The 23,651-nt window shown below is 60.1% G+C and carries 15 protein-coding genes and 1 CRISPR repeat array; of the genes, 14 read left to right on the top strand and 1 reads right to left on the bottom strand.

Going from position 1 to position 23,651, the window contains the following annotated elements:
- Positions 1–2: 2 nt before the first annotated feature.
- The 3 genes from cas1c (at position 3) to ACZ500_RS09700 (ending at position 7,441) form a co-directional block, all read left to right on the top strand.
- Positions 3–1,034: a type I-C CRISPR-associated endonuclease Cas1c gene (cas1c, locus tag ACZ500_RS09710; protein WP_464232297.1), complete on the top strand. Its 1,032-nt coding sequence runs from the start codon at positions 3–5 to the stop codon at positions 1,032–1,034.
- Between the two features lie 8 nt (positions 1,035–1,042).
- A complete protein-coding gene (cas2, locus tag ACZ500_RS09705) occupies positions 1,043–1,333 on the top strand; it encodes a CRISPR-associated endonuclease Cas2 (protein ID WP_464232296.1) in 291 nt (96 codons plus the stop codon).
- A 231-nt stretch (positions 1,334–1,564) separates the two neighbouring features.
- A CRISPR array of direct repeats spans positions 1,565–6,487; the repeat unit is 32 nt; unit sequence GTCGCCCCCCGCGCGGGGGCGTGGATTGAAAC.
- A gap of 333 nt (positions 6,488–6,820) precedes the next feature.
- The gene (locus ACZ500_RS09700) at positions 6,821–7,441 is read left to right on the top strand and encodes a cation efflux transmembrane domain-containing protein (RefSeq protein WP_464232295.1); all 621 of its coding nucleotides are present in this window, start codon (positions 6,821–6,823) and stop codon (positions 7,439–7,441) included.
- 10 nt (positions 7,442–7,451) lie between these two features.
- On the opposite strand, the gene ACZ500_RS09695 is transcribed toward ACZ500_RS09700, so the two are convergent.
- Positions 7,452–7,754 carry a hypothetical protein gene (locus tag ACZ500_RS09695; RefSeq protein WP_464232294.1) on the bottom strand — a complete coding sequence of 101 codons (303 nt, stop codon included), beginning with the start codon at positions 7,752–7,754 and terminating at the stop codon, positions 7,452–7,454.
- Between the two features lie 800 nt (positions 7,755–8,554).
- Here ACZ500_RS09695 and ACZ500_RS09690 point away from each other — a divergent pair.
- From ACZ500_RS09690 to csm3, 11 genes are all read left to right on the top strand, one after another.
- Positions 8,555–9,733, top strand: a complete 1,179-nt coding sequence (locus ACZ500_RS09690; protein WP_464233147.1) for a PDDEXK family nuclease — start codon at positions 8,555–8,557, stop codon at positions 9,731–9,733.
- A 12-nt stretch (positions 9,734–9,745) separates the two neighbouring features.
- The gene (locus tag ACZ500_RS09685) at positions 9,746–11,332 is read left to right on the top strand and encodes a Cas10/Cmr2 second palm domain-containing protein (protein ID WP_464232293.1); all 1,587 of its coding nucleotides are present in this window, start codon (positions 9,746–9,748) and stop codon (positions 11,330–11,332) included.
- Positions 11,329–11,970 carry a hypothetical protein gene (locus ACZ500_RS09680; protein ID WP_464232292.1) on the top strand — a complete coding sequence of 214 codons (642 nt, stop codon included), beginning with the start codon at positions 11,329–11,331 and terminating at the stop codon, positions 11,968–11,970. Before ACZ500_RS09685 ends, ACZ500_RS09680 begins: the two co-directional genes overlap by 4 nt.
- The gene (locus tag ACZ500_RS09675) at positions 11,967–13,649 is read left to right on the top strand and encodes a hypothetical protein (RefSeq protein WP_464232291.1); all 1,683 of its coding nucleotides are present in this window, start codon (positions 11,967–11,969) and stop codon (positions 13,647–13,649) included. The genes ACZ500_RS09680 and ACZ500_RS09675 overlap by 4 nt, the downstream gene beginning before the upstream one ends.
- The gene (locus tag ACZ500_RS09670) at positions 13,639–15,111 is read left to right on the top strand and encodes an RAMP superfamily CRISPR-associated protein (protein WP_464232290.1); all 1,473 of its coding nucleotides are present in this window, start codon (positions 13,639–13,641) and stop codon (positions 15,109–15,111) included. The genes ACZ500_RS09675 and ACZ500_RS09670 overlap by 11 nt, the downstream gene beginning before the upstream one ends.
- Positions 15,108–15,710: a type III-D CRISPR-associated protein Csx19 gene (gene csx19, locus ACZ500_RS09665; RefSeq protein WP_464232289.1), complete on the top strand. Its 603-nt coding sequence runs from the start codon at positions 15,108–15,110 to the stop codon at positions 15,708–15,710. Before ACZ500_RS09670 ends, csx19 begins: the two co-directional genes overlap by 4 nt.
- Complete coding sequence (locus ACZ500_RS09660; protein WP_464232288.1) at positions 15,602–18,127, top strand: TIGR03986 family type III CRISPR-associated RAMP protein; 2,526 nt, start codon at positions 15,602–15,604, stop codon at positions 18,125–18,127. Before csx19 ends, ACZ500_RS09660 begins: the two co-directional genes overlap by 109 nt.
- Positions 18,128–18,648: 521 nt before the next feature.
- Positions 18,649–19,632 (top strand): CRISPR system precrRNA processing endoribonuclease RAMP protein Cas6, encoded by a 984-nt coding sequence (gene cas6 / locus ACZ500_RS09655; protein WP_464232287.1) that lies wholly within the window; start codon positions 18,649–18,651, stop codon positions 19,630–19,632.
- Between the two features lie 63 nt (positions 19,633–19,695).
- Positions 19,696–22,386 (top strand): type III-A CRISPR-associated protein Cas10/Csm1, encoded by a 2,691-nt coding sequence (cas10, locus tag ACZ500_RS09650; RefSeq protein ID WP_464232286.1) that lies wholly within the window; start codon positions 19,696–19,698, stop codon positions 22,384–22,386.
- Positions 22,383–22,829 (top strand): type III-A CRISPR-associated protein Csm2, encoded by a 447-nt coding sequence (csm2, locus tag ACZ500_RS09645; RefSeq protein ID WP_464232285.1) that lies wholly within the window; start codon positions 22,383–22,385, stop codon positions 22,827–22,829. Before cas10 ends, csm2 begins: the two co-directional genes overlap by 4 nt.
- Positions 22,830–22,831: 2 nt before the next feature.
- Complete coding sequence (gene csm3, locus ACZ500_RS09640) at positions 22,832–23,641, top strand: type III-A CRISPR-associated RAMP protein Csm3 (RefSeq protein WP_464232284.1); 810 nt, start codon at positions 22,832–22,834, stop codon at positions 23,639–23,641.
- Positions 23,642–23,651 lie beyond the last annotated feature (10 nt).

Raw genomic sequence — 23,651 nt, 5'->3', positions numbered from 1 at the left:
TAATGAAAAAGCATCTCAACACCCTCTTCGTTACGACACAAGGGGCTTACCTTTTCAAAGAGCGGGAAACGGTGGTGGTTTCGGTCAGGAAAGAGATCAAACTGCAGGTTCCGGTCCACACCCTTTCCGGCATTGTGTGCTTTGGAAATGTTTTGTGCAGCCCTTTTCTAATGGGGTTTTGCGCGAAGAATGATGTGTCCGTCAGTTTCCTTTCAGAGCATGGCCGCTTCCTTGCCAGGGTCCAGGGGCCTGTTTCCGGAAATGTTCTGCTGCGCCGTGAGCAGTATCGGAGGGCAGACGACCAGGATGGCACAGTGGAGCTTGCCAGGAACTTTCTCGTGGGGAAGCTGGCCAACTGCCGGGCTGTGCTCCAGAGAGCACTGCGAGATCACGGGGAAAAGTTGGCTTCCAGTGAGGTCCGTGCCGCTTCGTTGAGGATCAGAGAAACACTGATGAGGATTCAGCAAGAGAAGTTTCTCGATGTCTTACGAGGTCTTGAAGGTGATGCTGCCCGCATCTATTTCAGCGTATTCAACCATCTCATTACCGTACAGAAGGAATCATTCCTGTTTCAGGAGAGGAATCGGCGCCCACCGCTCGATAACGTGAACTGCCTGCTTTCATTTATTTATACCCTGTTGCTCCATGATGTCCGATCTGCCTTGGAGACCGTCGGACTGGATCCGGCTGTCGGTTTCCTTCACAGGGATCGTCCGGGGCGCCCCGGGCTTGCTCTGGATATGATGGAGGAATTCCGGCCATATCTGGCGGACAGGCTTGTGGTTTCCTTGATCAACCTGCGTACGGTTCAGAAAACAGGGTTCACAAGAACCGATTCTGGAGCTGTGCTTATGAATGACGAAACCAGGAAGGAAGTTATTTCGGCGTATCAGAAACGTAAGCAAGAAGAGATTATTCATCCGTACCTCAATGAGAAGGTGCATGTAGGGATTTTGTTCCATATCCAATCTTTATTGTTGGCAAGATATCTTAGGGGTGATCTGGATGGGTACCCGCCCTTTATCTGGAAGTAGGCATAGGGATGATGGTATTGGTGAGTTACGATGTTTCAACCGTTGACACCGAGGGACAAGCGCGTCTGCGGCGTGTAGCTAAAACCTGTAAGGACTATGGTCAAAGGGTCCAGTTTTCGGTTTTTGAATGCCTCGTTGATCCTGCGCAGTGGGCCGTGTTGCGCCAAAAACTGCTCGATGAGATCGAACCCGAGAAGGACAGCCTGAGATTCTATTTTCTGGGTTCTAATTGGAAGCGGCGCGTTGAGCACATAGGGGCAAAAGGGGTCCCTGATCCAGAGGGGCCTCTGATTGTATGAAGCAGTTGCGAACCGGAAGTTCGCAATGCCGACACTACAAGGCAGAGCCTTGTGGTGAAAGGGTTTCATGCCCAATTACCCCTCTGATGATTCGCATTTCCTATTTTTTCTTTAATTTTAAACTGTTACAGAAGGTTAAAGCCCTGTCCTACGGATGCAATGTCATTTGCTTGTCAGTTTCGCGGAAATGGCCCCGTTTTGCTTGTTCCCAAGCTAAGATAGAGGCCGACAGTCGCCCCCCGCGCGGGGGCGTGGATTGAAACTGCCCAGGGGGGTGAGACGTGGCACCGCATACACGTCGCCCCCCGCGCGGGGGCGTGGATTGAAACAGGTTCCCCACCGCATCCAGACCGGCGAGGTTGGTCGCCCCCCGCGCGGGGGCGTGGATTGAAACTCGTCGATCAGTTTGTATTCCATCATATTCCTCCTGTCGCCCCCCGCGCGGGGGCGTGGATTGAAACAGGCCGGGTGGCACGTCAAGGCGGGCGAGGAGTAGTCGCCCCCCGCGCGGGGGCGTGGATTGAAACCGTCAGCCTAGAGTTCGACAACAGCGATGGGTATTGTCGCCCCCCGCGCGGGGGCGTGGATTGAAACCGGCTGATGTGGGGCAGATTTGGGTGGCTGATCGGGTCGCCCCCCGCGCGGGGGCGTGGATTGAAACTCCATCTCAGGACATCATCAGTACCTACGGCATGTCGCCCCCCGCGCGGGGGCGTGGATTGAAACATGACAACGGCCCCCATAGCCTTTTTCATGACGGCGTCGCCCCCCGCGCGGGGGCGTGGATTGAAACACTTCCGCGATGGATGAGATCATTCAGTCATTCGGTCGCCCCCCGCGCGGGGGCGTGGATTGAAACATGGTACGACGAGATGTTGCAAAAGCTCGCAGACAGTCGCCCCCCGCGCGGGGGCGTGGATTGAAACTAGTTGCAGGTTCTCAATCAACGATAATAGGGAGTCGCCCCCCGCGCGGGGGCGTGGATTGAAACTGCGAAACAAAATCCATTAAAGACCCTTGCCCACGTCGCCCCCCGCGCGGGGGCGTGGATTGAAACTTTTTTGTACCCCGGCCCTTGCTTGCTGCAAACAGTCGCCCCCCGCGCGGGGGCGTGGATTGAAACATCATATCGGATTGTGGATCGTCCACAATGGTTCAGTCGCCCCCCGCGCGGGGGCGTGGATTGAAACACGTTCACGGTTCCGGCGGGGGAGACATCGGTGCTGTCGCCCCCCGCGCGGGGGCGTGGATTGAAACTGATCATATCGACGTGCGTGTGCTGGCCGCTTCGTCGCCCCCCGCGCGGGGGCGTGGATTGAAACATTTACCCTCTGGCATGACGCTCCTGTACCTCAGTCGCCCCCCGCGCGGGGGCGTGGATTGAAACTCATTTGATGCACCATCCGACTATCCCTGGTTCGTCGCCCCCCGCGCGGGGGCGTGGATTGAAACAAACGCCGTGCTACTTCTGCAATTTCCAAGGGCTTGTCGCCCCCCGCGCGGGGGCGTGGATTGAAACAAACTCGACAGCGCCGCGGCGAAGCTGATCGTAGTCGCCCCCCGCGCGGGGGCGTGGATTGAAACATCGGGGAAGTCCTGGCTCTGATCGCGTTGGTAGTCGCCCCCCGCGCGGGGGCGTGGATTGAAACCAGTTAGGTTTGAATGTTCGTGCGATGAAATCGCGTCGCCCCCCGCGCGGGGGCGTGGATTGAAACATAATCATGGACATCCGGATCAGGCACCGGAGAACGTCGCCCCCCGCGCGGGGGCGTGGATTGAAACGCATCGCCAACCACCCAATCAGCAACATCAATCGGTCGCCCCCCGCGCGGGGGCGTGGATTGAAACGAAGACCGCCTCAGGCTCGTCGTCTGCCTTCCCCAAGTCGCCCCCCGCGCGGGGGCGTGGATTGAAACAAATACTTTGTGGATACGCAACACACGCTCTCCGTCGCCCCCCGCGCGGGGGCGTGGATTGAAACACGATCTTCGATAGAAGATCGCTGTCTGTGTCATCGTCGCCCCCCGCGCGGGGGCGTGGATTGAAACAAGCAGGCCGAAGAGCAGTTGGAAATCGACCGTGGTCGCCCCCCGCGCGGGGGCGTGGATTGAAACGTCAGCATCGAAAAGGTGGTGGAGCAGGCGAACCGGTCGCCCCCCGCGCGGGGGCGTGGATTGAAACTGAACCAGCGGTCGACCCCATAATGAAACTCCGTCGCCCCCCGCGCGGGGGCGTGGATTGAAACCAGCCCCTTCATGAACTCGTAGGCGGCCTTCTCGGTCGCCCCCCGCGCGGGGGCGTGGATTGAAACTGGCTCACGAAATCCAACTAAAGCCCCTTGCCCAGTCGCCCCCCGCGCGGGGGCGTGGATTGAAACCAATTCTCCTGGGCGTGTGTCAGCTGCTTGGCTTGGTCGCCCCCCGCGCGGGGGCGTGGATTGAAACAGTATCGCCGTACTCGGTTGTTTTCAGCCCGCTGTCGCCCCCCGCGCGGGGGCGTGGATTGAAACAGTTCGTTCCGATCGATTTCGGAGACATCCTTAGTCGCCCCCCGCGCGGGGGCGTGGATTGAAACAAATCGACATGTGGCAGATGGAGACTCTCAATATTGTCGCCCCCCGCGCGGGGGCGTGGATTGAAACATCGCCCCGCGGCTGCGGCCCAAAAAGCCCTTTTGTCGCCCCCCGCGCGGGGGCGTGGATTGAAACCTCGATCGAGTTCGCGCAGATCATCGACCTCGATGTCGCCCCCCGCGCGGGGGCGTGGATTGAAACACCACCGATCAGGACAACCTGATCGGTGGTGACCAGTCGCCCCCCGCGCGGGGGCGTGGATTGAAACTTCGCAACCACGACGACGACCACGACGTCGGCATGTCGCCCCCCGCGCGGGGGCGTGGATTGAAACGATATGAGTGCCGGCTTTTGCCAGCAGGGCCGCCGTCGTCGCCCCCCGCGCGGGGGCGTGGATTGAAACTTCACCGGCCTTTGCAGCATCCAGGTGGCAACTCGTCGCCCCCCGCGCGGGGGCGTGGATTGAAACACATCACCTCCTGGAACGACTGCCCCAGGTCATGTGTCGCCCCCCGCGCGGGGGCGTGGATTGAAACTTGAACACGCTCTACACCCAGGGCCTCGCCACGGTCGCCCCCCGCGCGGGGGCGTGGATTGAAACTAGATCAAATCCATAAAGATCTGCTGGGAATTGGGTCGCCCCCCGCGCGGGGGCGTGGATTGAAACTCATCACGTCCAAAACGGCGGCGAATGGCATTCGTCGCCCCCCGCGCGGGGGCGTGGATTGAAACCGAGCTCCTCGGTGAAAATTTGAACTGATTCCTGTCGCCCCCCGCGCGGGGGCGTGGATTGAAACTGATAACGAGAAAGAGGCCTGCGAATATGCAGAGTCGCCCCCCGCGCGGGGGCGTGGATTGAAACGTCATGCGATACGCGGAACGGAAGCGGCTTGTGAGTCGCCCCCCGCGCGGGGGCGTGGATTGAAACGGTACGCGCTCCCTGCACCCTCTCGTTCTGCTTACGTCGCCCCCCGCGCGGGGGCGTGGATTGAAACTCTATAAAGTTTGCCATGAAATCCACATGGGCAGGGTCGCCCCCCGCGCGGGGGCGTGGATTGAAACCCACTCCTCGGCCTGGCGGCGCTTGAGCGCCTTGGTCGCCCCCCGCGCGGGGGCGTGGATTGAAACATTGCGTAAGCCTACGCACGCACGCGTGCAGCTTCGTCGCCCCCCGCGCGGGGGCGTGGATTGAAACCTCCAGGAGCCAGCCCCGTTCGAGGATCTGCGCCGGTCGCCCCCCGCGCGGGGGCGTGGATTGAAACTTGATATCGCCCGGGTGGTCTCAGATTTCGCGAAAGTCGCCCCCCGCGCGGGGGCGTGGATTGAAACAACACACGCTCGCCACGGCTTACGCTCGGGCAGGTCGCCCCCCGCGCGGGGGCGTGGATTGAAACAACCTGGGGCTGGTCGAGGCATTGCAAAAGCTCAGTCGCCCCCCGCGCGGGGGCGTGGATTGAAACGGTGCTCGAGCGGATGGTCAAGCGGTGCCCGAAGGTCGCCCCCCGCGCGGGGGCGTGGATTGAAACGCGTTCCACCATGCACAATGCGCCGTACCGTTGGTCGCCCCCCGCGCGGGGGCGTGGATTGAAACGTCTTCAGCGCGACGGATGATTTTTATTGCCTGAGTCGCCCCCCGCGCGGGGGCGTGGATTGAAACATCCAGACGTATGCTGGAGGGTCAAAGCAGGTAGTCGCCCCCCGCGCGGGGGCGTGGATTGAAACTGCCCCTGCTCGAACTGGTTTGGGAACCACCTATGTCGCCCCCCGCGCGGGGGCGTGGATTGAAACTGGCCCGGGGCCTTTTACTCGGGCAGCATTTACGTCGCCCCCCGCGCGGGGGCGTGGATTGAAACTCGGAATATGACGCCTATATGCGCGAGCTTTTAGGTCGCCCCCCGCGCGGGGGCGTGGATTGAAACACCCCGGCCCCATCAAATAGACACAGCGTTAGTGGTCGCCCCCCGCGCGGGGGCGTGGATTGAAACTAAAGCGTGGTGCTGTGGGCTTCGGCAGGCATTGTCGAGTCGCCCCCCGCGCGGGGGCGTGGATTGAAACTATCAGACAGCCACGCACCAAAGCCCATAAGCTGGGTCGCCCCCCGCGCGGGGGCGTGGATTGAAACCGATATCATCCAATCCATAGAAAATATGTTTATGGTCGCCCCCCGCGCGGGGGCGTGGATTGAAACACCTGAAGTTGCGCCAGGGTTGGATCGACCAAAGTCGCCCCCCGCGCGGGGGCGTGGATTGAAACACCCTCTCTTGAATCCGTGCGATCCCGGCCATATGGTCGCCCCCCGCGCGGGGGCGTGGATTGAAACTCAACCGCGAATCGGATGGATCACGAGCGATCACGTCGCCCCCCGCGCGGGGGCGTGGATTGAAACTACAGACTTAAACAATCTTTCCATCTAATGTTAGTCGCCCCCCGCGCGGGGGCGTGGATTGAAACACTGCCGAACCGGCAAAACAGCAGAAAGCTGCAGTCGCCCCCCGCGCGGGGGCGTGGATTGAAACAAAACTACCATCTCCCACCACCCAGATGGCCACAGTCGCCCCCCGCGCGGGGGCGTGGATTGAAACATCCGAGCCAGGGGGCGCGACCCCGAGCAGGTGCTGTCGCCCCCCGCTGCTTGATCAGTTGGTCAAACCGACGCATGACCGCCCGAATGGTCCGGTCCGTGATAACGCTGATGGAGCTATGTCGTAAGGGTGGTTTCGTTTCGGTTTTCCGGCGCGCTCGCACGTGAACGGCCTGGCGAGGGTGCCCGACGGTCCTTTTCCGGCAAGGTTACTTCGCAGCGGGCGATAACCGTTTGCTGTCGGCGGCTCGTTTCAGGACCCACCGTAGCCCAGATGCATCAGCTGGCTTGAATCTTTACGGAGGAGGTTGGAATGTCGGGATGTGAATGTGAGATGGAGATCACCAATGCCCGGGAGAAGAGAACCCTCCTGATTGTTCTAGCCATCAATGCCTTTATGTTTGTTTTTGAACTGGTACTGGGTTTGATAGCGGAATCCACCGGGCTGGTAGCCGATTCGTTAGACATGTTCGCGGATGCCTCCGTGTATTCGATCAGCCTTTATGCTGTTGGCAAGAGCGCCTCGTTAAAGGGTGCCGCCGCCAAGATCAGCGGCATGGTCCAATCGATTCTGGCTTTTTTGGTTTTCTTCGACGTCCTGCGGCGATTCATTTTCGGAAGTGAACCCGTCAGCATCCTGATGATAGGGGTCGGCGCCATGGCCTTGATCGCAAATTCCATCTGCCTGGCGCTTATCTCCAGGCACCGTGATGGGGGCGTTCACATGCGTGCATCCGTGATCTTTTCGACGAACGATGTCATCGCAAACATCGGTGTCATCCTTTCCGGAGTTTTGGTCTGGGCTATCGGCAGCCGATATCCTGACCTAATCATTGGTCTTGGTATTTCAGTCATCGTGCTGCGTGGCGGCCTCCGCATTATGAAAGAGGCAAGGGACGATCAAACAGGGGCGGAAACCTGTTCCTGCACAGGTTCAGAAAAATGCATAAAATAAATATGCATAATCATTCCAATCCATTATGGCATTTCTTTGAAAGGTTTTTAATTTTACATAAATCGTTATCAAACGCCGAATTGATATAAGTTTCATGTGCTTTGGCGTTTTTGAAATGGCCATAGAAGATCGACCAAAAGTCCTTGATACCCTCCGAATCTACCGATCCGTTACTCTCCACCCGCCGAGTCGGCAAATTATCTCCCCCTGACGAAGAAATAATTTCGCTTGTGACCGCATCTGTCAAAACTATGGGATAGGATTCGGTCAAAAGATCGGCTTCCGCGTCAAGATTCTGGCCATGCGAAGGCATAGGATCGCCCCGAGCCTGGAGCTGAAAAACCGGCCCTTTTGCGGGACATCCGGCCTTTAAAATATTGACTCTAGAAGCAGACAGGTATAAGGGGACAAATGAATGTCCATCAAGAGAACATTACTCGCTCTCCGGCCGTTACTTGAAGCTTGCTCGAACATAACGCCAAATGGTGCCTGGTCCTCCCGCCTCGAGCCGTCGCAGCAGTTGGAACGGGTATTGAAGGAGTTTTGCCCGATGCGAATCATCGCCTGCCGGAGCCGTTTCCCGCATGGGGGCGTGGATAGAAGAATGATTAACATTCGTAACGCAGGAAACCTGACCGTGGTTGCTTCCTGCACAGCAGCCCAGAATGAACTCGAGGTCCGAAGTCGTTTGGTATTTTCGCACAGAAAAACCGTTCCATAATAGAGGCTCCATTACGGCAACCATCGAATGGGCTTAATAAAAGGTGCATGCACCGGTTCCTTCAGACCGGTCACGGAGCGGCTCGAGCAAAGCGATCAAACAATGGATTCATGCGGGCGATTATGAATAAATCTTTTTAGAATATTCAGTAAATTTTATCCACCCTTTTCATGTATTTGAAAATTCCTGACATAGGGCCGTTTCAATCCAGCAGCAGAAAAACGAAAGGGGGTGAAAGACAGGTGGGATCATTTTTTTGTGCGCCGCCTGAAACGGCCTGAATAGACACCCCGGATTCAGTGGACTGGCAAGTAAAAATCCGTCGGCACACTTGCGCCTTCTTCTGAGGGAAAAAGAATGTGTTTTTTCGAGAGCGATGTTTTTTTCCGGAAATGAAAGGAGTGCATCTGATGGTAGATCGATTCCCGACCGTGGACCATCTCCTCTTACTTGTAGGCTCAAATCCCCTGCCGAACTACTTAGCCGCACTTGTCCTCGATCCACGCGTTATCCATCTTTTTTACAGCCCTGAAACCGAGAGCGTCAAAGACTCGCTTTCGAAAGGCCTCAAGAAAAGGCAGGAAAAACTGATTCTAGAGGAGGTCTGCATCCGGGAGGCTACAAACGCCGCTCAGGTGAGGGCCGCATTTGCGTCATTGCCTCAAGGGGCGCATTTGCACTACACGGGCGGCACCAAGATCATGGCCGCTCATGCCCGCATGGCCTTCAAGGATGCGGGCGGCAGGGATGACCAGGCCTCCTACCTGGATGAAAGGAAGGGAGTCCTTCGGTTCGATACCGGCTATGAGATCGATTTAACAAAACGAGCGGTCGATATGCCCATAGACGACATCCTTCAACTGCACGGGATCGAGCGTCTTTCCAAAAGGGACAATGCTGGTCAATCTCCCACGGATGCCGATGCGGGAATCATCGCAGCGAAGGTACTCATCGAACCTGATCGCGCGGAAGAACTGCGTGGTCTCAATCGAGAGGATGGAAGGCTACTTTCGATCAGCAAAGCGAAAGCAAAGCCGGTTGAGCTCAGCGGGTTGGTAGAAGGCTTAAGTGTTCTGCATCTTCCAGAGGCGGACTGGAACAGGGACACTTATGAGAACTGGTGCAAATTCCTGGGGGGCGTATGGTTGGAGCAATGGTGCGGCGGATTGGTGAAGAATATTGCCGCCGGTTCGGAAATCGCGCTCGGCGTCGACTGCAGGATGCCCGGCGGCCGCCAGTTCGAGATCGACGTGGCTGTCGTTCGAGGGCACCGGCTGTATGTGATCTCCTGCACCACAGATGCAACAATGAAGCTTTGCAAATCCAAGCTCTTCGAGGTGGCCATGCGCGCCCGTCAACTGGGAGGGGATCTGGCTCGATCCGCCCTGGTCTGTCTGCTTCACGGCGGCGATCCAAAGGGCTTGTACATAGATCAACTGCGAAAGGATGTCGCCGACATCTGGAATGCGCCCAACACGCCGCAGGTCTTCGGCCTCGGTGATCTGAGGGAATGGGCGGGGACCGATGGCCGGCCGAACACGAAATCCCTTCAACGATGGCTCGATTCATAGGAGGAACACTTCATGCGCGTTTTGACCGCAATCGACCTGCTTGGTGTGCAGCGCTTCATCTTTTCCTCGAACCGTCTGCGGGACGTGGTGACCGGGTCCTACCTGGTGGATTGGAGCACCTCCTGCAACGGCGCGTTGGATAGCCTGGCGCCCGAAAGGGACATCCTTCTGGCGGGGGGAGGCAATGCTCTTCTCGAATTCGACTCCATGGAAAACGCGCAGGAATTCACGGCCCGCTATACACGCCGCCTGCATGACGAGGTGCCCGGGCTGGAGATCGTCGTGGCCCACAAGGCATTCCAAATCGGGGGTTTAGCCCGCGCACTCCAGGAGATCCAGATCGATCTCGCGCGGAGGAAGACGGCGAGGCTGCCCTCCGCACCTCTTTTGGGGCTTTCGGTGACCGCGGCTTGCGGAGAGGCCGGCCTGCCCGCAGTCGGCTTCGATGAGGCCGAAAAGACCGTTCCGTTGTCCAAGTCCGTCTTACAGCGCCGCAAGAGGAGGGATGAGGCCAACCGGCACTGGTCGGCATACCTGGAAGGCCTAGAAAGATTCGCCTTCCCGACCGAACTGGATGACCTCGGCCGAACCCTCGGCGACACGAGCCTCATCGGGGTGGTGCATGCCGACGGAAACGGAGTCGGTGCAAAGATCAAGGAGTGGCTGATTCAGAAGTCCGAGCAACAGGTGGACGACGACACCGTGCGCAGGGAATACCGCGAGTGGTCGCAGGCGATCGACCAACTGGGGCAAGATGCCCTTTGCGCCTTGGTGGAGCGGATCTGCCAAAGCTCCGAAGAGAGAAACGGAGCGCAGAATAAGAGAAAATCCCGCTGGGTAACCGGGACGCCGTCGAGGCTGGAAATCGAACTCAAGCCAAGCGAGGGCGGGTGGATGCTTCCCTTGCGCCCCATCGTTTTGGGCGGGGACGATCTTACCTTTGTGTGCGATGGGCGCATCGCGCTGGACCTTGCCGAAACGGTCTTGAGCGCCTTTGAAGGCGTGGAATTGCCCCACCTCGGAGAAATCTCCGCCTGTGCAGGGGTGGCCGTTGTCCGCGTCCACACGCCCTTCGCCAAGGCGTATCGACTGGCCGAAGGACTCTGCGCTTCAGCCAAAAAGATGCGGAAAAAGGAGAGGCTCTCCGGCTGCGCCCTGGATTGGCACATCGGGATGCCGCGCCCCGGGCAGGGGGTGGAGCGAATCCGGGACAGGCAATACCGCATCGATGAATGTCGATTGACCTGCCGGCCTTTACTTCTGGGGTCAACAAAAGAGGACTCGGGGACTTGGCGCTGGCTGTCCAAGACCCTTCTGGGTGACACCGACGAAGGCCTCAGAGGAAAAGCCTGGTGCGGGCGGAGGAGCAAGGCGAAGGCCCTGGCCGAGCTGGTCCGGGAAGGGCCTGAAGGGGTAGGAAGGGCCATGACTGCCTGGCGAGCGGTGAACAAGCGGCTCAGCCTGCCGCAGGGGATCGCCGAAGACGGCTTTTTCGCGAAGAGCCGCACGCCGCTCCTGGACGCCGTGGAGTTGCTCGATCTGCACCTAGTGCTCGAACCATCCGCTCGTGACCGCGGAAAGCAGGAGGAGAAGCCATGAGTCAAGATCATTTCATTCAGATAGAGCTTCTTTCGGATGCCGCTTTCAGCCGGGGCGAGGGCACTGCCGGGGCGGTCGATGTGGAGGTTGAGCATGACGAACTGGGGCTGCCGTTCCTCGGCGGAAAGACCCTGCGTGGACTGCTGCGCGATTCGTGGCTTTCCATGGAGTTCTCAGGATGCTTCCCGGAATTGTCATTGTCTTGGGGCCGGGTTTTCGGCGCCGAGGCTGATTTTGGCGAGCGCTGCATCGTACGGATCGGAGATGCGACGGTGGACGGAGAGACCCGCCGGTGGATCGAAGCGGCGGAGACCCGGAAAGACAGCCTGATTTCACCGATGGCGGTCCTGGAGGCGCTGACGGTTATCCGACGGCAGACCTCCGAGGACCGTATCACGGGAGCGCCCGCCAAGACCACGCTTCGCTCGCTCCGCGCAGTGGTCCGGGGCCTTACGCTGCAGGCACCCCTCTACTGGATGAAAAAACCCACCCCTGCCGAGATTCGCTGCCTCGCCCTGTCCTGCCTGGCGACCCGCCATGCGGGGCTTGGCCGGAATCGCGGCCGCGGGCATATCCGGCTGACCCTGGACGGGGACCTCGAGAAAACCTGGCACGCGGCGAAAGGAGAAACTTCATGAATCGTCATCGATATCTACCTTACACCCTGACCCTGAACTCCCCGGCGATTGTCACCGCTTTGGGCGGTGACCCCAACAGTTCCTCGTGCCTGCCTTTCATCCCGGGTGCGGCCGTGCGTGGAGCGGTCGCGGCAGCCCTGGGCGATCCGGGCGCCGACAATTCCAGACGACAGGAGTTTCATGACCTCATTCTGAGCGGAAAGGTGCGCTACCTGAATGCTTACCCCTGCTTCGAAGACCGGCGTGCGCTGCCCGTCCCTGTTTCTTTGCGGCGGGAGAGGAACGCTGCGGATAGCGACAACCCCGTGTTGGCCATCGATCTTGCCGCCTGTGACGATGAGGCGCCGTCAGATGAAGAGGGAATGGATTCCTGGCCCGATGCGCAGCTGGCCGCGCTGGATGCGGGATTTCTCACCATCGGCGAGGCGCAGCCCACCCTCGTCCAGCCGAAATTGAACGCCCGCCTTCACCACCAGCGTGACCGCGCAAAAGGGCGGGCTTGGAAAGACCGGCAGGGTCGAACGTACGGGGCAATCTTTTCGTTTGAATCCCTGGATGCCGGTCAGGCGTTTCAGGGGATCGTCCAGCTGAAGGGCAAAGACGAGGAGGAACTGCTGCGAACCGAAAACCGCATCAAGGAACTGCTGGGCGGTTCGATCCTGGTGGGCCGTTCGCGAAGGGCGGGGTACGGCGGCATGGCGGCGGTCGAGTGGTGGGATGCCCGCGGGCGCGAGGCCCATGGGCCCGGCTGCGAGGGGATGCGCCCCTTGACCGGCGATATGCGACCGGGGCAGCAGTTCCGCTTGCTTCTCACCTCGGCCTGCATCGTGAGGGATCCGGCTACCGGCCAAATAGATCCTGCCGCGCTGGTGGAGTTGATCGGCGGGCTTTTCGGGGGCCGGGCGGTGCTGCTGCGCAGGCGTTGGTCCTTTGAAGGGATCGGCGGTTTCAACCGGAAGTGGCGGCTGGAGGTGCCCCAAACCATGGCGGTCGCAGCCGGGTCGGTCTTTGTTTTCGAAGCGAAGCAGCGGATCGAGGCCTCCGAAATCCATCGCATCGAAGACGACGGTCTGGGGGAAGGGAAGGAGGAGGGGTACGGTCGTTTTGTGTTTCTCGATAAACCCCTATCGACGAATTTCCGCCTGAGCAGGCCGAATGAGGCCGCAGCGGTCAAGGCCGGCGGTCAGCCGCCCCCCCTGGTTGCCGCAATCGAGGCGGGAATATTGCGGAACCAAATCGTGCGAGAGATTGAAGAATCGGCGGCTGGATTCCTTCCCTCCCCTGAAAAGACGGTTGCAATCAGCAACAGCCTGATCGGCCGGCTGCGGACTCCTTTGCGAGGTGCGCCCTCCGACGCGCTCGACACCTTGAGGCGATGGCTGAACGGGGAGCGGGAGGCGGAGCGCCTCAAGCGGCCCGCCATGCAGAAGCTGGAGCGCTGCGTCATGAATGACGGGAAGAGCCTCGCCGAATGGATTCTGGAGGCTGGAAGTGGAGGGAACATACTTGAATGGCTCCATGCGGATGTCCTGGCCCAAAAGTGGCACATCGTTTCCGAGGAATCGGCGATGCGTTTCATAGAGGCGCGGACGGGCGAGCTGTCGGCCAGGCTGATCGATTCCGTGCTGGCCGCTCTGGCGCTTCGGAACAAGGCTGAGGAGGTCGGTGATGAAAGATAAGACCACGGATTCCGGGAAGAGGAGCGATGTTCGGGCCATGACGGCCCGCTGGGTGGTCACCGCCCGCATGAGGCTCAAAACGGCCAGCCACTTCGGCGGGGAGGGCGATTCGGCTGTCGACATGGCGGTCCTGCGCGATGCAAAGGACGGGAGGCCTCTGCTTCCCGGCGCTTCTTTGGCCGGGGCCTTGCGCGGCCACCTGGCCGACGTTTACGGGGGATACCGTTCGGACGAAGATCGAGAGGTCGCCGGCCTCTTCGGCGTTGAGCGGCAGAAGGATGAGGGCGCCCAAAGCCCGTTGATCGTCTTCGATTCCCTGGGAGAGGTGCCGGAGGGCATGACGGTCGAGATCCGCGACGGAGTGGCGATCGATTCGGCCACCGGAACGGCGAAGCCACACAAGAAATTTGATTTTGAGCTGCTCCCTGCCGGAACCGATTTTCCTATCCGGCTCGACCTGATCATCGAGGATTCCGCATCCGAACCGGCGCAGCTCGGCCGGCTGGTCACGGCGCTGGACGGGCTAGACAGCGGGGATATCGCTCTCGGCATGAGGCGTTCACGCGGGATGGGATCGATCGAGGCCGGCCACTGGAGGGCCCGGCGCTTCGATCTGAGCACCCAGCAGGGCTGGCTCGACTGGCTGACGATGGACCATCTGAATCCTTTACGGGATGACGTTCAGTCCCATGAATCTCCTTTGAAGGCCATTCGAACCAGGCAGACCGGCAAAATTCCGATGGAACTCCCGGACAAGCGGGACCGGATACTGGTCGACCTTGCCCTGAAAGTGGCCGGGGACCTGCTGGTGCGCAGCCCGGCCTGCGACCCCGCAGCGCCGGACGCCGTGCATCTGCGCAGCGCCGGCAGGCCTGTGCTGCCGGGAACCGGCCTGGCCGGCGCCCTCAGGGCTCAAGCGCAAAGGATTGCGTGGCTGGTGCGGGAATCAGCCGCCGACGCCGAACAGTGGGTCGATAGACTATTCGGGGCGCAGTGCAGCGATGAGGATGAGCAAGCGGATGCCCGGACGGGCCGGAGCAGCGCCTCGAAGCTGCGGATCTCCGAATCCTTCCTGGAAGGTTCTGACCCGCGCCGCCAGGCCCGGATAGCCATCGACCGGTTCACCGGCGGGGTGGTTCAGGGGGCGCTCTTCGATGAGCAGGTAGAGGTTGGAGGAAGTCTGAAGGTGCGGCTCGAACTCCGCAATCCGACCGACGGGGAATCCGGACTGCTCCTGCTGCTGGTGAAGGACCTGCTTTCGGGAAACATCCCGGTCGGGGGAGAGGCTTCGGTGGGCCGAGGCGTCTTGAAAGGCTCGGCCCGGATCCGTTTGAACGGAGGTGCCCGGTACGAAATCCGCTCCGACCTGAGCGTGGAAGAGGAGGCCCGAAAGCTCTTCGATACTCGAATCAGGGCCTTTCACGAGGCCGAGAGCCTCAATGCGCAGGAGGTGAGATCATGAACGCGATTCAGGGATGCTCGATCGAACCATTGAATGAGGAAGCGTGCCGCTCGCTGATTGAATGGGTTGCCGGCAGCGCCCGTTCTGACCAAGCCAGCGTGGGGTTCAAATGGCTTCTGGCCCACTGCCATGACGGCGTGACCTGGGGGCGGACCGATGACCCGGCGCAGCCTTGGCTCCTCTCTTCAAAAGCATTCCCGGACCTCTGCCCGGAACTCTCCGATTCCAACCTCCTTCAAATCCGGCTCTTCGGAGACGAAAAGGAGGCCATGATCTGGCGGACCGAAACCGGATTCTCGGGCCGTATGGTGGTCGATAAGAAGGAGCCGGATGCCGGCTCCCCCACTCGACCGGACGACGAACCCCGCATTCTCCTCGGAAACCGGCTTCTGGACGGCCCGAAGGAGGGCTTCAGCCTCGTCGGTACGGCCGGGGGCTCCCTGCATGCCGTTCCCCTTCAATGCACTGCGAAGGATTTCGAAGACGGGACATGGCCCCTTCGCCTGAAGGTCCGCCATTACTTCCAACAGGATCAAAACACCGGCGCGCTCCGAGTGGCCTTGAGCCGCCTGGTCGACGTTTTCAAGGAGGTGCGATGATGGCGCTGGAACGCGGGAAACTTGTGCTCAGCAAAAAGGGCAAGCCGCTGATCGATATCAACGGCAAAATATTCAGTCCATCCCAAAATGAGGTGTCCCAATCCATCATGGGACGGTTGAAAGAAATGAATGGAAAGGAAGTGGAGTTCGAACGGGTGGGCGGCCAGCCCAAAAAGATCCGTGAAGCGGGGTCCAGCTTCGTGCCTTGCGGGGCGGACGGAGGCTTGGCAGCCGTAAAACGTCATTTCCACAACCCGTATAATTTCGTTCCGGCACCGCCACGGCGCATTGATGACCCGGATCTTGGCGATTGCGGGCCGATTAGGCAGGATCGGTTGTTTTCGGATCGCTTCACAGGCCGAATCCGGGTTGAGATGGAGGCGGTTACTCCTCTTCTTGTCCCTGACACGGAAGGCTCCAAGGAGGAGAAAGAGCACAAGACCCTTCCCTTGCTCCTTGGCAGGGACGGGAGGCCTCTCATCCCCTCATCGAGCATCCGAGGGATGCTTCGTGCGGCATACGAGGCCGTGACGAACTCACGCCTGGGCAGATTCCCTGGAAAGGAGCACGAGAAGCGGCTCGCGTATCGAATGAATGCAGCGGAGGGGCTCCGCCTGGTTCCTGCCCGTGTCGAAAACGGAAAAATTCGTCTGCTGATTGGCGCATCGGAAGTTGGTCTCGAGGGTAAGCCTAACGGCGCGCAGTACGCCGCGTGGCTGCCGAGATACAGCGGTCCCGGGAAAAACACGCATAACGCCTTGAAATACCCGGACGGCTCGCTTCCCCGGCACGCAGACCCGGTGGAATGCTGGGTGGAGCTATTTCAGCATCATCGCTGGGATAAAAAAAATACCAAACACGTTGCAGATTTTCAATTTTGGAAGGTGCGCGCCATCGTGAGAAGCGGAGGAGAGCTTCCCGATGTCAAACCTACCCCTGTTTCTGGCCATGCAGGTGGCCATTCTTGGCACAAGACGATGAAGGAAATGAAACGAGCTCACGGTTGGCTGTGCATCACCAACGCCAATATCAACCGCAAACACGATGAACGGGTCTTCTTCCGCGATCCCTCCGTCAAATGCCCCGGGCCCTTTGCCCTTACAGACGAGCTTCGGGCAAAATGGGGAGAACTGATCGAAAACTACCAGCAAATCCATGAGGAGGATCTGGACAGGCGTAAAAGGCAGGGAGAAGACTTTGATGCCTACCTGGGTCCCGAGCCGGGGCGGACCGCCTGGTCGCGCCACGTCTACAGGGAAAGCGACAGCGAACTTCGAGACGGTACCCTATGCTACGCCCGTATGAAAAAGGATCTTTCCGTCGTTGAAGGTCTTTTCCCCGTCATGATCGCACGCGAACTGTATGAAGCTTCGCCTTGGGCACTGCTGGATCCGTCGCTCAGGCCGGCGGAAAAAGAATCCGAACTGTCCCCTGCCGACCGGGTGTTCGGCTGGGTCAGGGGGGATGCCGCGGGTCGGAAGCAGCCCCCGGGTAAACTTGCGGGAATTCGCGGTCTGTTGCGTGTGGGCCCGGTCTTTTGTGAATCGAGTGGGGAAGAAGCCGTTGAAAGGTTTCCTGACGGAGGGTTGCCGTTGGCGATCCTGGCTGCCCCGAAGCCGCAGCAGGGCAGGTTTTATGTTGCCTCCTCGTCGATGGGTGAAGCGCAGGCTGACGGACAGTCCAAGATCGGCGCAGGCTATGCGTCCGGCAAGGGGCTCAGAGGACGCAAGGTCTACCCTCATCACCAGGGCCTTCCGGAGGGCCACTGGGAGAATCCCATGCGAGACCGGACACAGAGCGAGCAAGGCCCTTGGCAGGAATACCGTCGTCCGAAAAAAAACGATCAAGAGCAGCGCGATGATCAAAACCGGTCGGTCCTCGCCTGGGTGAAGCCGGGCACGCGTTTCAACTTCGATATTCATGTCACCAATCTCTCCAAGGTTGAACTGGGGGCGTTGTTGTTTCTTCTGAACCTCCCGGAAAAGCATTTCCACCGCTTCGGCGGGGGTAAACCGCTTGGTTTTGGGAGTGTACGGCTATCCGTCGCACAGCGCGATTTGCTGACAGGAGAGTCGTTGCGCGAAAAGTATCGCTCATGGCAACCTCAAGCGACCACTGAAGATTTGTCGGAGAATGCTGTCGACGATTTCAAAGCGGCTGTCCTCAGCGCTTATGGCGATACCGGCGGGGCTTTTGAACAACTTTCCTTCATCAGGGCTTTTTTGCAGGCTTGCTGTGGGTTTGGTGATGGCCTGCCGGTGCGCTATCCACGGGTTGCCAAAGATGGGGAATCCGGCCCGCCCGATCCTGAGGGCGAGTCGTTCAAATGGTTCGTGGCCAACGAAAGGAAGGGTGCTCGTTATGCTCTTCGTGATCTCGCTGAGGACAACGGGTTGCCCCAACTTCAGCACTCGTAGCTGTCAGTAAACAGCGAACTCGAGCCTTGATGGCCCGGTGATCCCGGCTGTGCTCGGAGATTTGCAAACCGGCCGAGCGAGCTGGCCTTTCGTCACCGTCGGGGCGCGAGACCCTTTTCTTCAAAAGGTCCCTGTTATAAATCACCAAAGGAGATGCTCTTTTCTTTTGAAAACCAGGCGGCAAATGCCGTTCCTCTTGTGCAGGAAGTGGGTGCTGAATTGAGGCATCTGTAAATTCTTTTCACTTTCGGAAAAAATCATCGATAGTTTTCATTTCAAAGCATCGATGAGAACAATTTTAACGACAAGAGCTGACTTGTTCCTATTGAATCGTTTTGCTGCATGGATAGTGGATATAAATGTTGAATTGAAAAATTAAAGTAAATTGCCGGTCAAGATTCAATTGACGGGATATGCAACCTTCTGATATGGAGATCGATGTCTTGATGCGTAATTTCCCCGCGTTAATTCAAGACCATGGAGTTGACTGCATTCAATCATCATTCTCATCCAGGTGGAACATGAAGGATTCTCTGCGTTTTTTGCCGTCCAGTCTTGCGGGGGATCTGCCCGTCCTCAAGTGCCGCATCCTCGCGGAACTGGAGGGCGAGATCGAACCCGAGGCCTATTTGGGTTCCGCATGGCGCGGGGTGCTCGGCTGGGAGCTGCAGAAGCTCGTGTGCCCATTCGAGGGGCGGCCGCGCTGCGAGCAGTGCATTGTCAGGGACCACTGCCCGCTGATCCTGCTCTTCGACCAGCGCTCGGAGCTGCCGGGGCTCTTAGATTCGCCGCGGGGCTACATCCTTATGCCGACCAGGGACAATGCAGGAAGATCGGTCTCTCTGGAGATCACTCTGGTGGGGGACTGCAGTCGCTTTCTGCCGGTGATCCTGAAGGCCTTCGAGCGGGCCCAACGCTCGGGACTCGGCAGGGCCAGGGTGCGGTTCAGGGTCTCCGCTCTTCAAGAGATCCTGCCGGCCGGAGGGTCCGGTGAGCCCGAAGCCTTGGACCGGGTTCCGGTGTACGAGTCGCCGCCGGCTCTCCGGGACTGGCTCGGGCGACCGCCCGAGGCCGCCCCCGAGGAGCTGCAGGTGGATGTTCTCACGCCGCTCCGCCTCCGCAAACAGGGAAAAAATGTCGGGGTGATCGACTGGCCGTTCTTTTTCGCCACCCTGGCGAGGAGAGTGGAGGCCTTGGCGGCGCTTTTCGGGGAGCGGGACCCTTTTGGCAAGGAAGTTTGGCAGCGGGTCACGGCCCAGTTCGGCAACGGCCTCGGCCGCATCGACGGCCGGTTCGAGTGGGACGACTACCAGCGCTATTCCAACCGCCAGCACAAAAAGATCCCCATGGGGGGGCTTGTGGGCACCGCCCGCTTTCGGGAGCCGCCGCCCTGGGTGTGGGAATGGCTGCGGGCGGCGGAGCTGTTTCACGTCGGAAAAGGCGCGGCGATGGGCCTCGGGGCGGTCCGGGTGTCCTGTCCATCCTTTATGGAAGGCCGCGTCTGATGTCCTGAAGGGATGTTCAGAGCGGCAGCCGATTATCGCGCGATAACGGGAGGAAAGATACCCATGCAGGAGGAAAAGCAAATATTGATCGTCCTGGCGGCCCTGCTCCACGATACAGGGAAGCTGTTCGAAAGGGGGCCGGTGCCGGACCTGGGGGACGTGCTCAAGGAGAACGAATACCTCTCCATGTGCAGGGAGGACGGCAAGGGCTATCACACACATCTGCACTCGGCCTACACACGGGCCTTCTGCGACTGGCTGGAGGATAAATTCTCATGCCTCAAGGCCTCTGCGCACAAGGACTGGAAGATCTGGTGCGCCGCCCACCACCGCAACGACGAAAGCGGGCTCGAAGCGACCGTTGTCCGGATCGCAGACCGGCTTTCGTCGAGCGAGAGGGAGGAGGGGCAGTACTATGTCCGGAAGGTCCACCAGCGGACCCTTCTCGAGCCGGTGCTGGAGCGCGTCTTTCTGGGGCGGAACGATAAGACCTTCACGACCATGCGCTATCCGCTGGGGCGCCTTACGGCGGACCGGGACGGACTTTTCCCGCGGGGCGCGTCCGACCTGAACCTTTTGGCAAGCAAAGCGGCGGGGGGCGGCGTCCAGCGGCCATCGGAATGGGCCCACCTCCTGTCGGAGCAGCCGATGGAGGCGGAGTACCGTGCGCTTGGGGAAGCTCTGCTCGCGGATCTGGAAGCCCTTGCGGAGCAGCGCCCCGAGATCTCATTGTTCCATTTGCTCGAGACCCTTTTCATGCTGCTCGAACGATACACAGCGAACGTCCCGGCGGCCACCAACGTGCGCCATCCGGACATCAGCCTCTTCGACCATCTCCGCACCACGGCGGCCATTGCCCAGGCCCTGATGCTCGAGCATGCCGGACGCGATGCCCCGCGCCAGGGGATCCAGACCAAAGACGATCCGAAATGGCTCCTCGTCTGCGGCGATTTCTCAGGGATCCAGCGCTTCATCTACAACCTGACGAACAAGGGGGCCGCCAAGGGGCTTCGCGGCCGGTCGTTTTACGTCCAGTATTTCTGCCGCCTGGCGGCCGATTTTATCCTGCGGGAGCTCGGCATGACCAGGGCCGGTCTCCTCTACAATTCCGGGGGGAAGTTCTACCTGCTGATCCCGGCCCGTCTCGAGGAGCCCCTCCGCTCCGCGCGCGCGAAGGTGAACCGCTGGCTTCTCGAGGCCTTCGAAGGAGAGGTTTTCCTGGGTCTCGGCACGGCCAACGTCACCGGGGCTCAGTTCAGCCAGGGGCGGATGCAGGAGGCCTGGGACGAAGCCGCCCGGTCTTTGGAGCGCGACCGCCGGACCCGCTTCCGTGAGCACCTGTCCCCGGAGTTCTTCGCTCCCCGGACCGATTTCAACCCGGTCCGGAGCTGCGAGGTCTGCGGGACCCGGAACATTGCGCCGGACAAGACGCGCTGCGATGCCTGCAATACGCTTCAGGATCTCGGAAAGGCGCTGAAGACCGCCGAGGCCCTCCTCACGATCTGGGGTGATCCGGACTGTGTGACGGGGGTTGCCAAACGGCTCGGGGTTATGGACAGCGCCGTGGTTTTTTTCGACGGTTTCGGTGCGGGGCTGATCGTTCTCACCGATGAGCAGTTTCCCTCGCTCAAACGGCTGGAGGCATTCGACGGCGAATGCGCTTTCCTGAATCAGACCGGCGAGAGGCCTTTGGCTGCCCTGAGCCTTCCTCCCTGCAGCCTGGGCGCGTTCTACCTGGGGAGGTGGGGCGCGGAGCATGGCGGGTTCCCGGACTTCGAGGACTTCGCCGATCAATCCCAAGGCCTCAGGCGGCTCGGCGTCCTGCGTATGGACGTCGATAACTTGGGCGCCGTCTTCATCGAGGGCCTTCGATTTCCGGAGCGCTCGCCTGTAACGGTGGACGGGAATGTCAAAGACGGCTGGGGGGATGTCGTCCTGGACAAGGAGACCGGAACGCCCGGCCGCAAGCCGATGGCCTCCATTTCGCGGATGGTCACCCTCTCACGGCAGTTGAATCACTTTTTCTCCGGGTACGTGCCGCGTCTGCTCGAGGAGGAGCCGTTCAGGCAGTGCCGCGTCGTCTACGCAGGCGGCGACGATCTCTTCATCATCGGGTCCTGGCACCAGCTGCCGGATCTAGCCCAGCGGATCCACGACGATTTCAGGACCTTCTGCTGCGGGAACCCGGACCTTTCCATCTCGGGCGGAATCACGCTCCAGCGAGGGAAGTTCCCCATCTACAAGGGGGCCCTCATGGCCGGCAAGGCGGAGGAAAAGGCCAAGACGGTCCGGAGGTCCTGGGCCGGGGACCACGACCCCCTCCACAAGGACGGCTTCTGCTTCCTGGACGTGGCCGTTCCGTGGGAAGACCTGGCGGGCGCCCGTGAGATCCGGTCGTGGCTGGAGGCGGACATCGCCCCTCCCGGCGGGAAGCCCGGGGACAGAGGCCTTCTTTCCTTTCTCATGCGCACGGCCGAGGTCAACCGCGGACTCGTCGGCAGGTTGATGCTGCGCCGCGGCCTGAAGGAGCCCGAGGCCTGGCGCATGATCGCCTACGAGGCCTGGAGATGGCGCACCGCCTACCAGTTGAAGCGCCGCTATGGGAAGGATGAAGACGGCATGATCACCCTCTGGGCCGAGAAGCTTTTCCCCACTGAACAAAAAGGCGCCGGGCCGGTCCTGCCTGTTTATACCTGGCTGGAACTGCCCCTGCGTTGGGCTGATTACCTGCATCGGAAAGGAGATAAATCATGAGTGCCTGTGAGTACGAGAAAGAGATCGATGCCATCATCGTTCAAGGCGACCCGAAGACGCTTGTCCGGGTGGCTGAGCAGATCGCCGCAAAGATGGTAGAAGTGGGTAAAAATGGAGAAGTTGACAAGAATCATTCCGTTAGTACCTCGCAGATTAGAAACATTTACGGGACTTGTAAGACTGTTCAGATGAAACTTAGAGCGGACAATATACAAGAGATGTTCGGTCGTCTGTTGCTGCTGAAACCAAAGATGGCCTATGCCGAGGGCAGGGTAAACAAGAATACACTCAAAAAGGCTCCACAGGTACCGGGTTTCAAGACGCTTGTCGAATGCCTTTCCCATGCCATCGATCTTGCCGACGGCCGCGAGGAAAGGATGAAGCGATTTTTCGATTTTTTTGAGGCGATTCTCGCATACCACAAGGCGGAGGGAGGGAAATAACCATGAGCGACGCCACCCAGTTCGAATTCAAGACCAGGCTCTTCGTTTCCGGCACGATCACCGCCCTTACCGGGCTGCACATCGGCGGAAACTCGACCGAAATGGCCATTGGCGGGGCGGACCAGATCGTCGTCCGCGACCCGTTGACCAACCACCCTTACATCCCCGGCTCCTCGCTGCGGGGGAAGATGCGTAGCCTTTTCGAGCGGATGCGCGGTGAGATGACCGTAAAACTCGACAAGAGCGAAAAAGGGCTCGTCACGCGCCTGGAGGATCTCGGGCCGCATCTCGCCTCGGGTGCCAAGCTGAAATCAGCCGGGCCCGCCTCCGATTCCGGGCAGGCGTCCGCAAAGCTCTTCGGCGTCCCCATCGACCGCCAGCCGAAGGAAGGCGCATTCATCCCCCAGCGCCTGGTGGTGCGTGATGCCATGCTGTTGAATGCGGAGCTGCTCGAGGAGGCGCGCAACACCGACATGCCGCTTACCGAGGTCAAAACCGAAGTGGCCATCGACCGGATCACGAGCCAGGCAAACCCGCGGCAGATCGAGCGCGTCCCGGCGGGCGCGGCCTTCGGTTTCAGCTTTGTCCTCAACCTTTACGGGGACGACTCGGAGCAGGAGTACCTGGGGTGGCTCTTCGAGTGCATGCAGCTTCTTCAGGACGATTACCTCGGGGGCCACGGGAGCAGGGGCTACGGCCGGGTGCAGTTCGATGTCGCATCGGTGACGGCCAAAACGGCCCGCCACTACCGGGAGAACCTCGAACCCGAGGCGCTCGAGGTCCAGGTACCGGAGGCGCTCAGGCGCCCATAGGCGGAGGGGA

The organism is Desulfatiglans parachlorophenolica (assembly GCF_055394735.1).
This window is presented reverse-complemented; position numbering and strand designations above follow the sequence as displayed.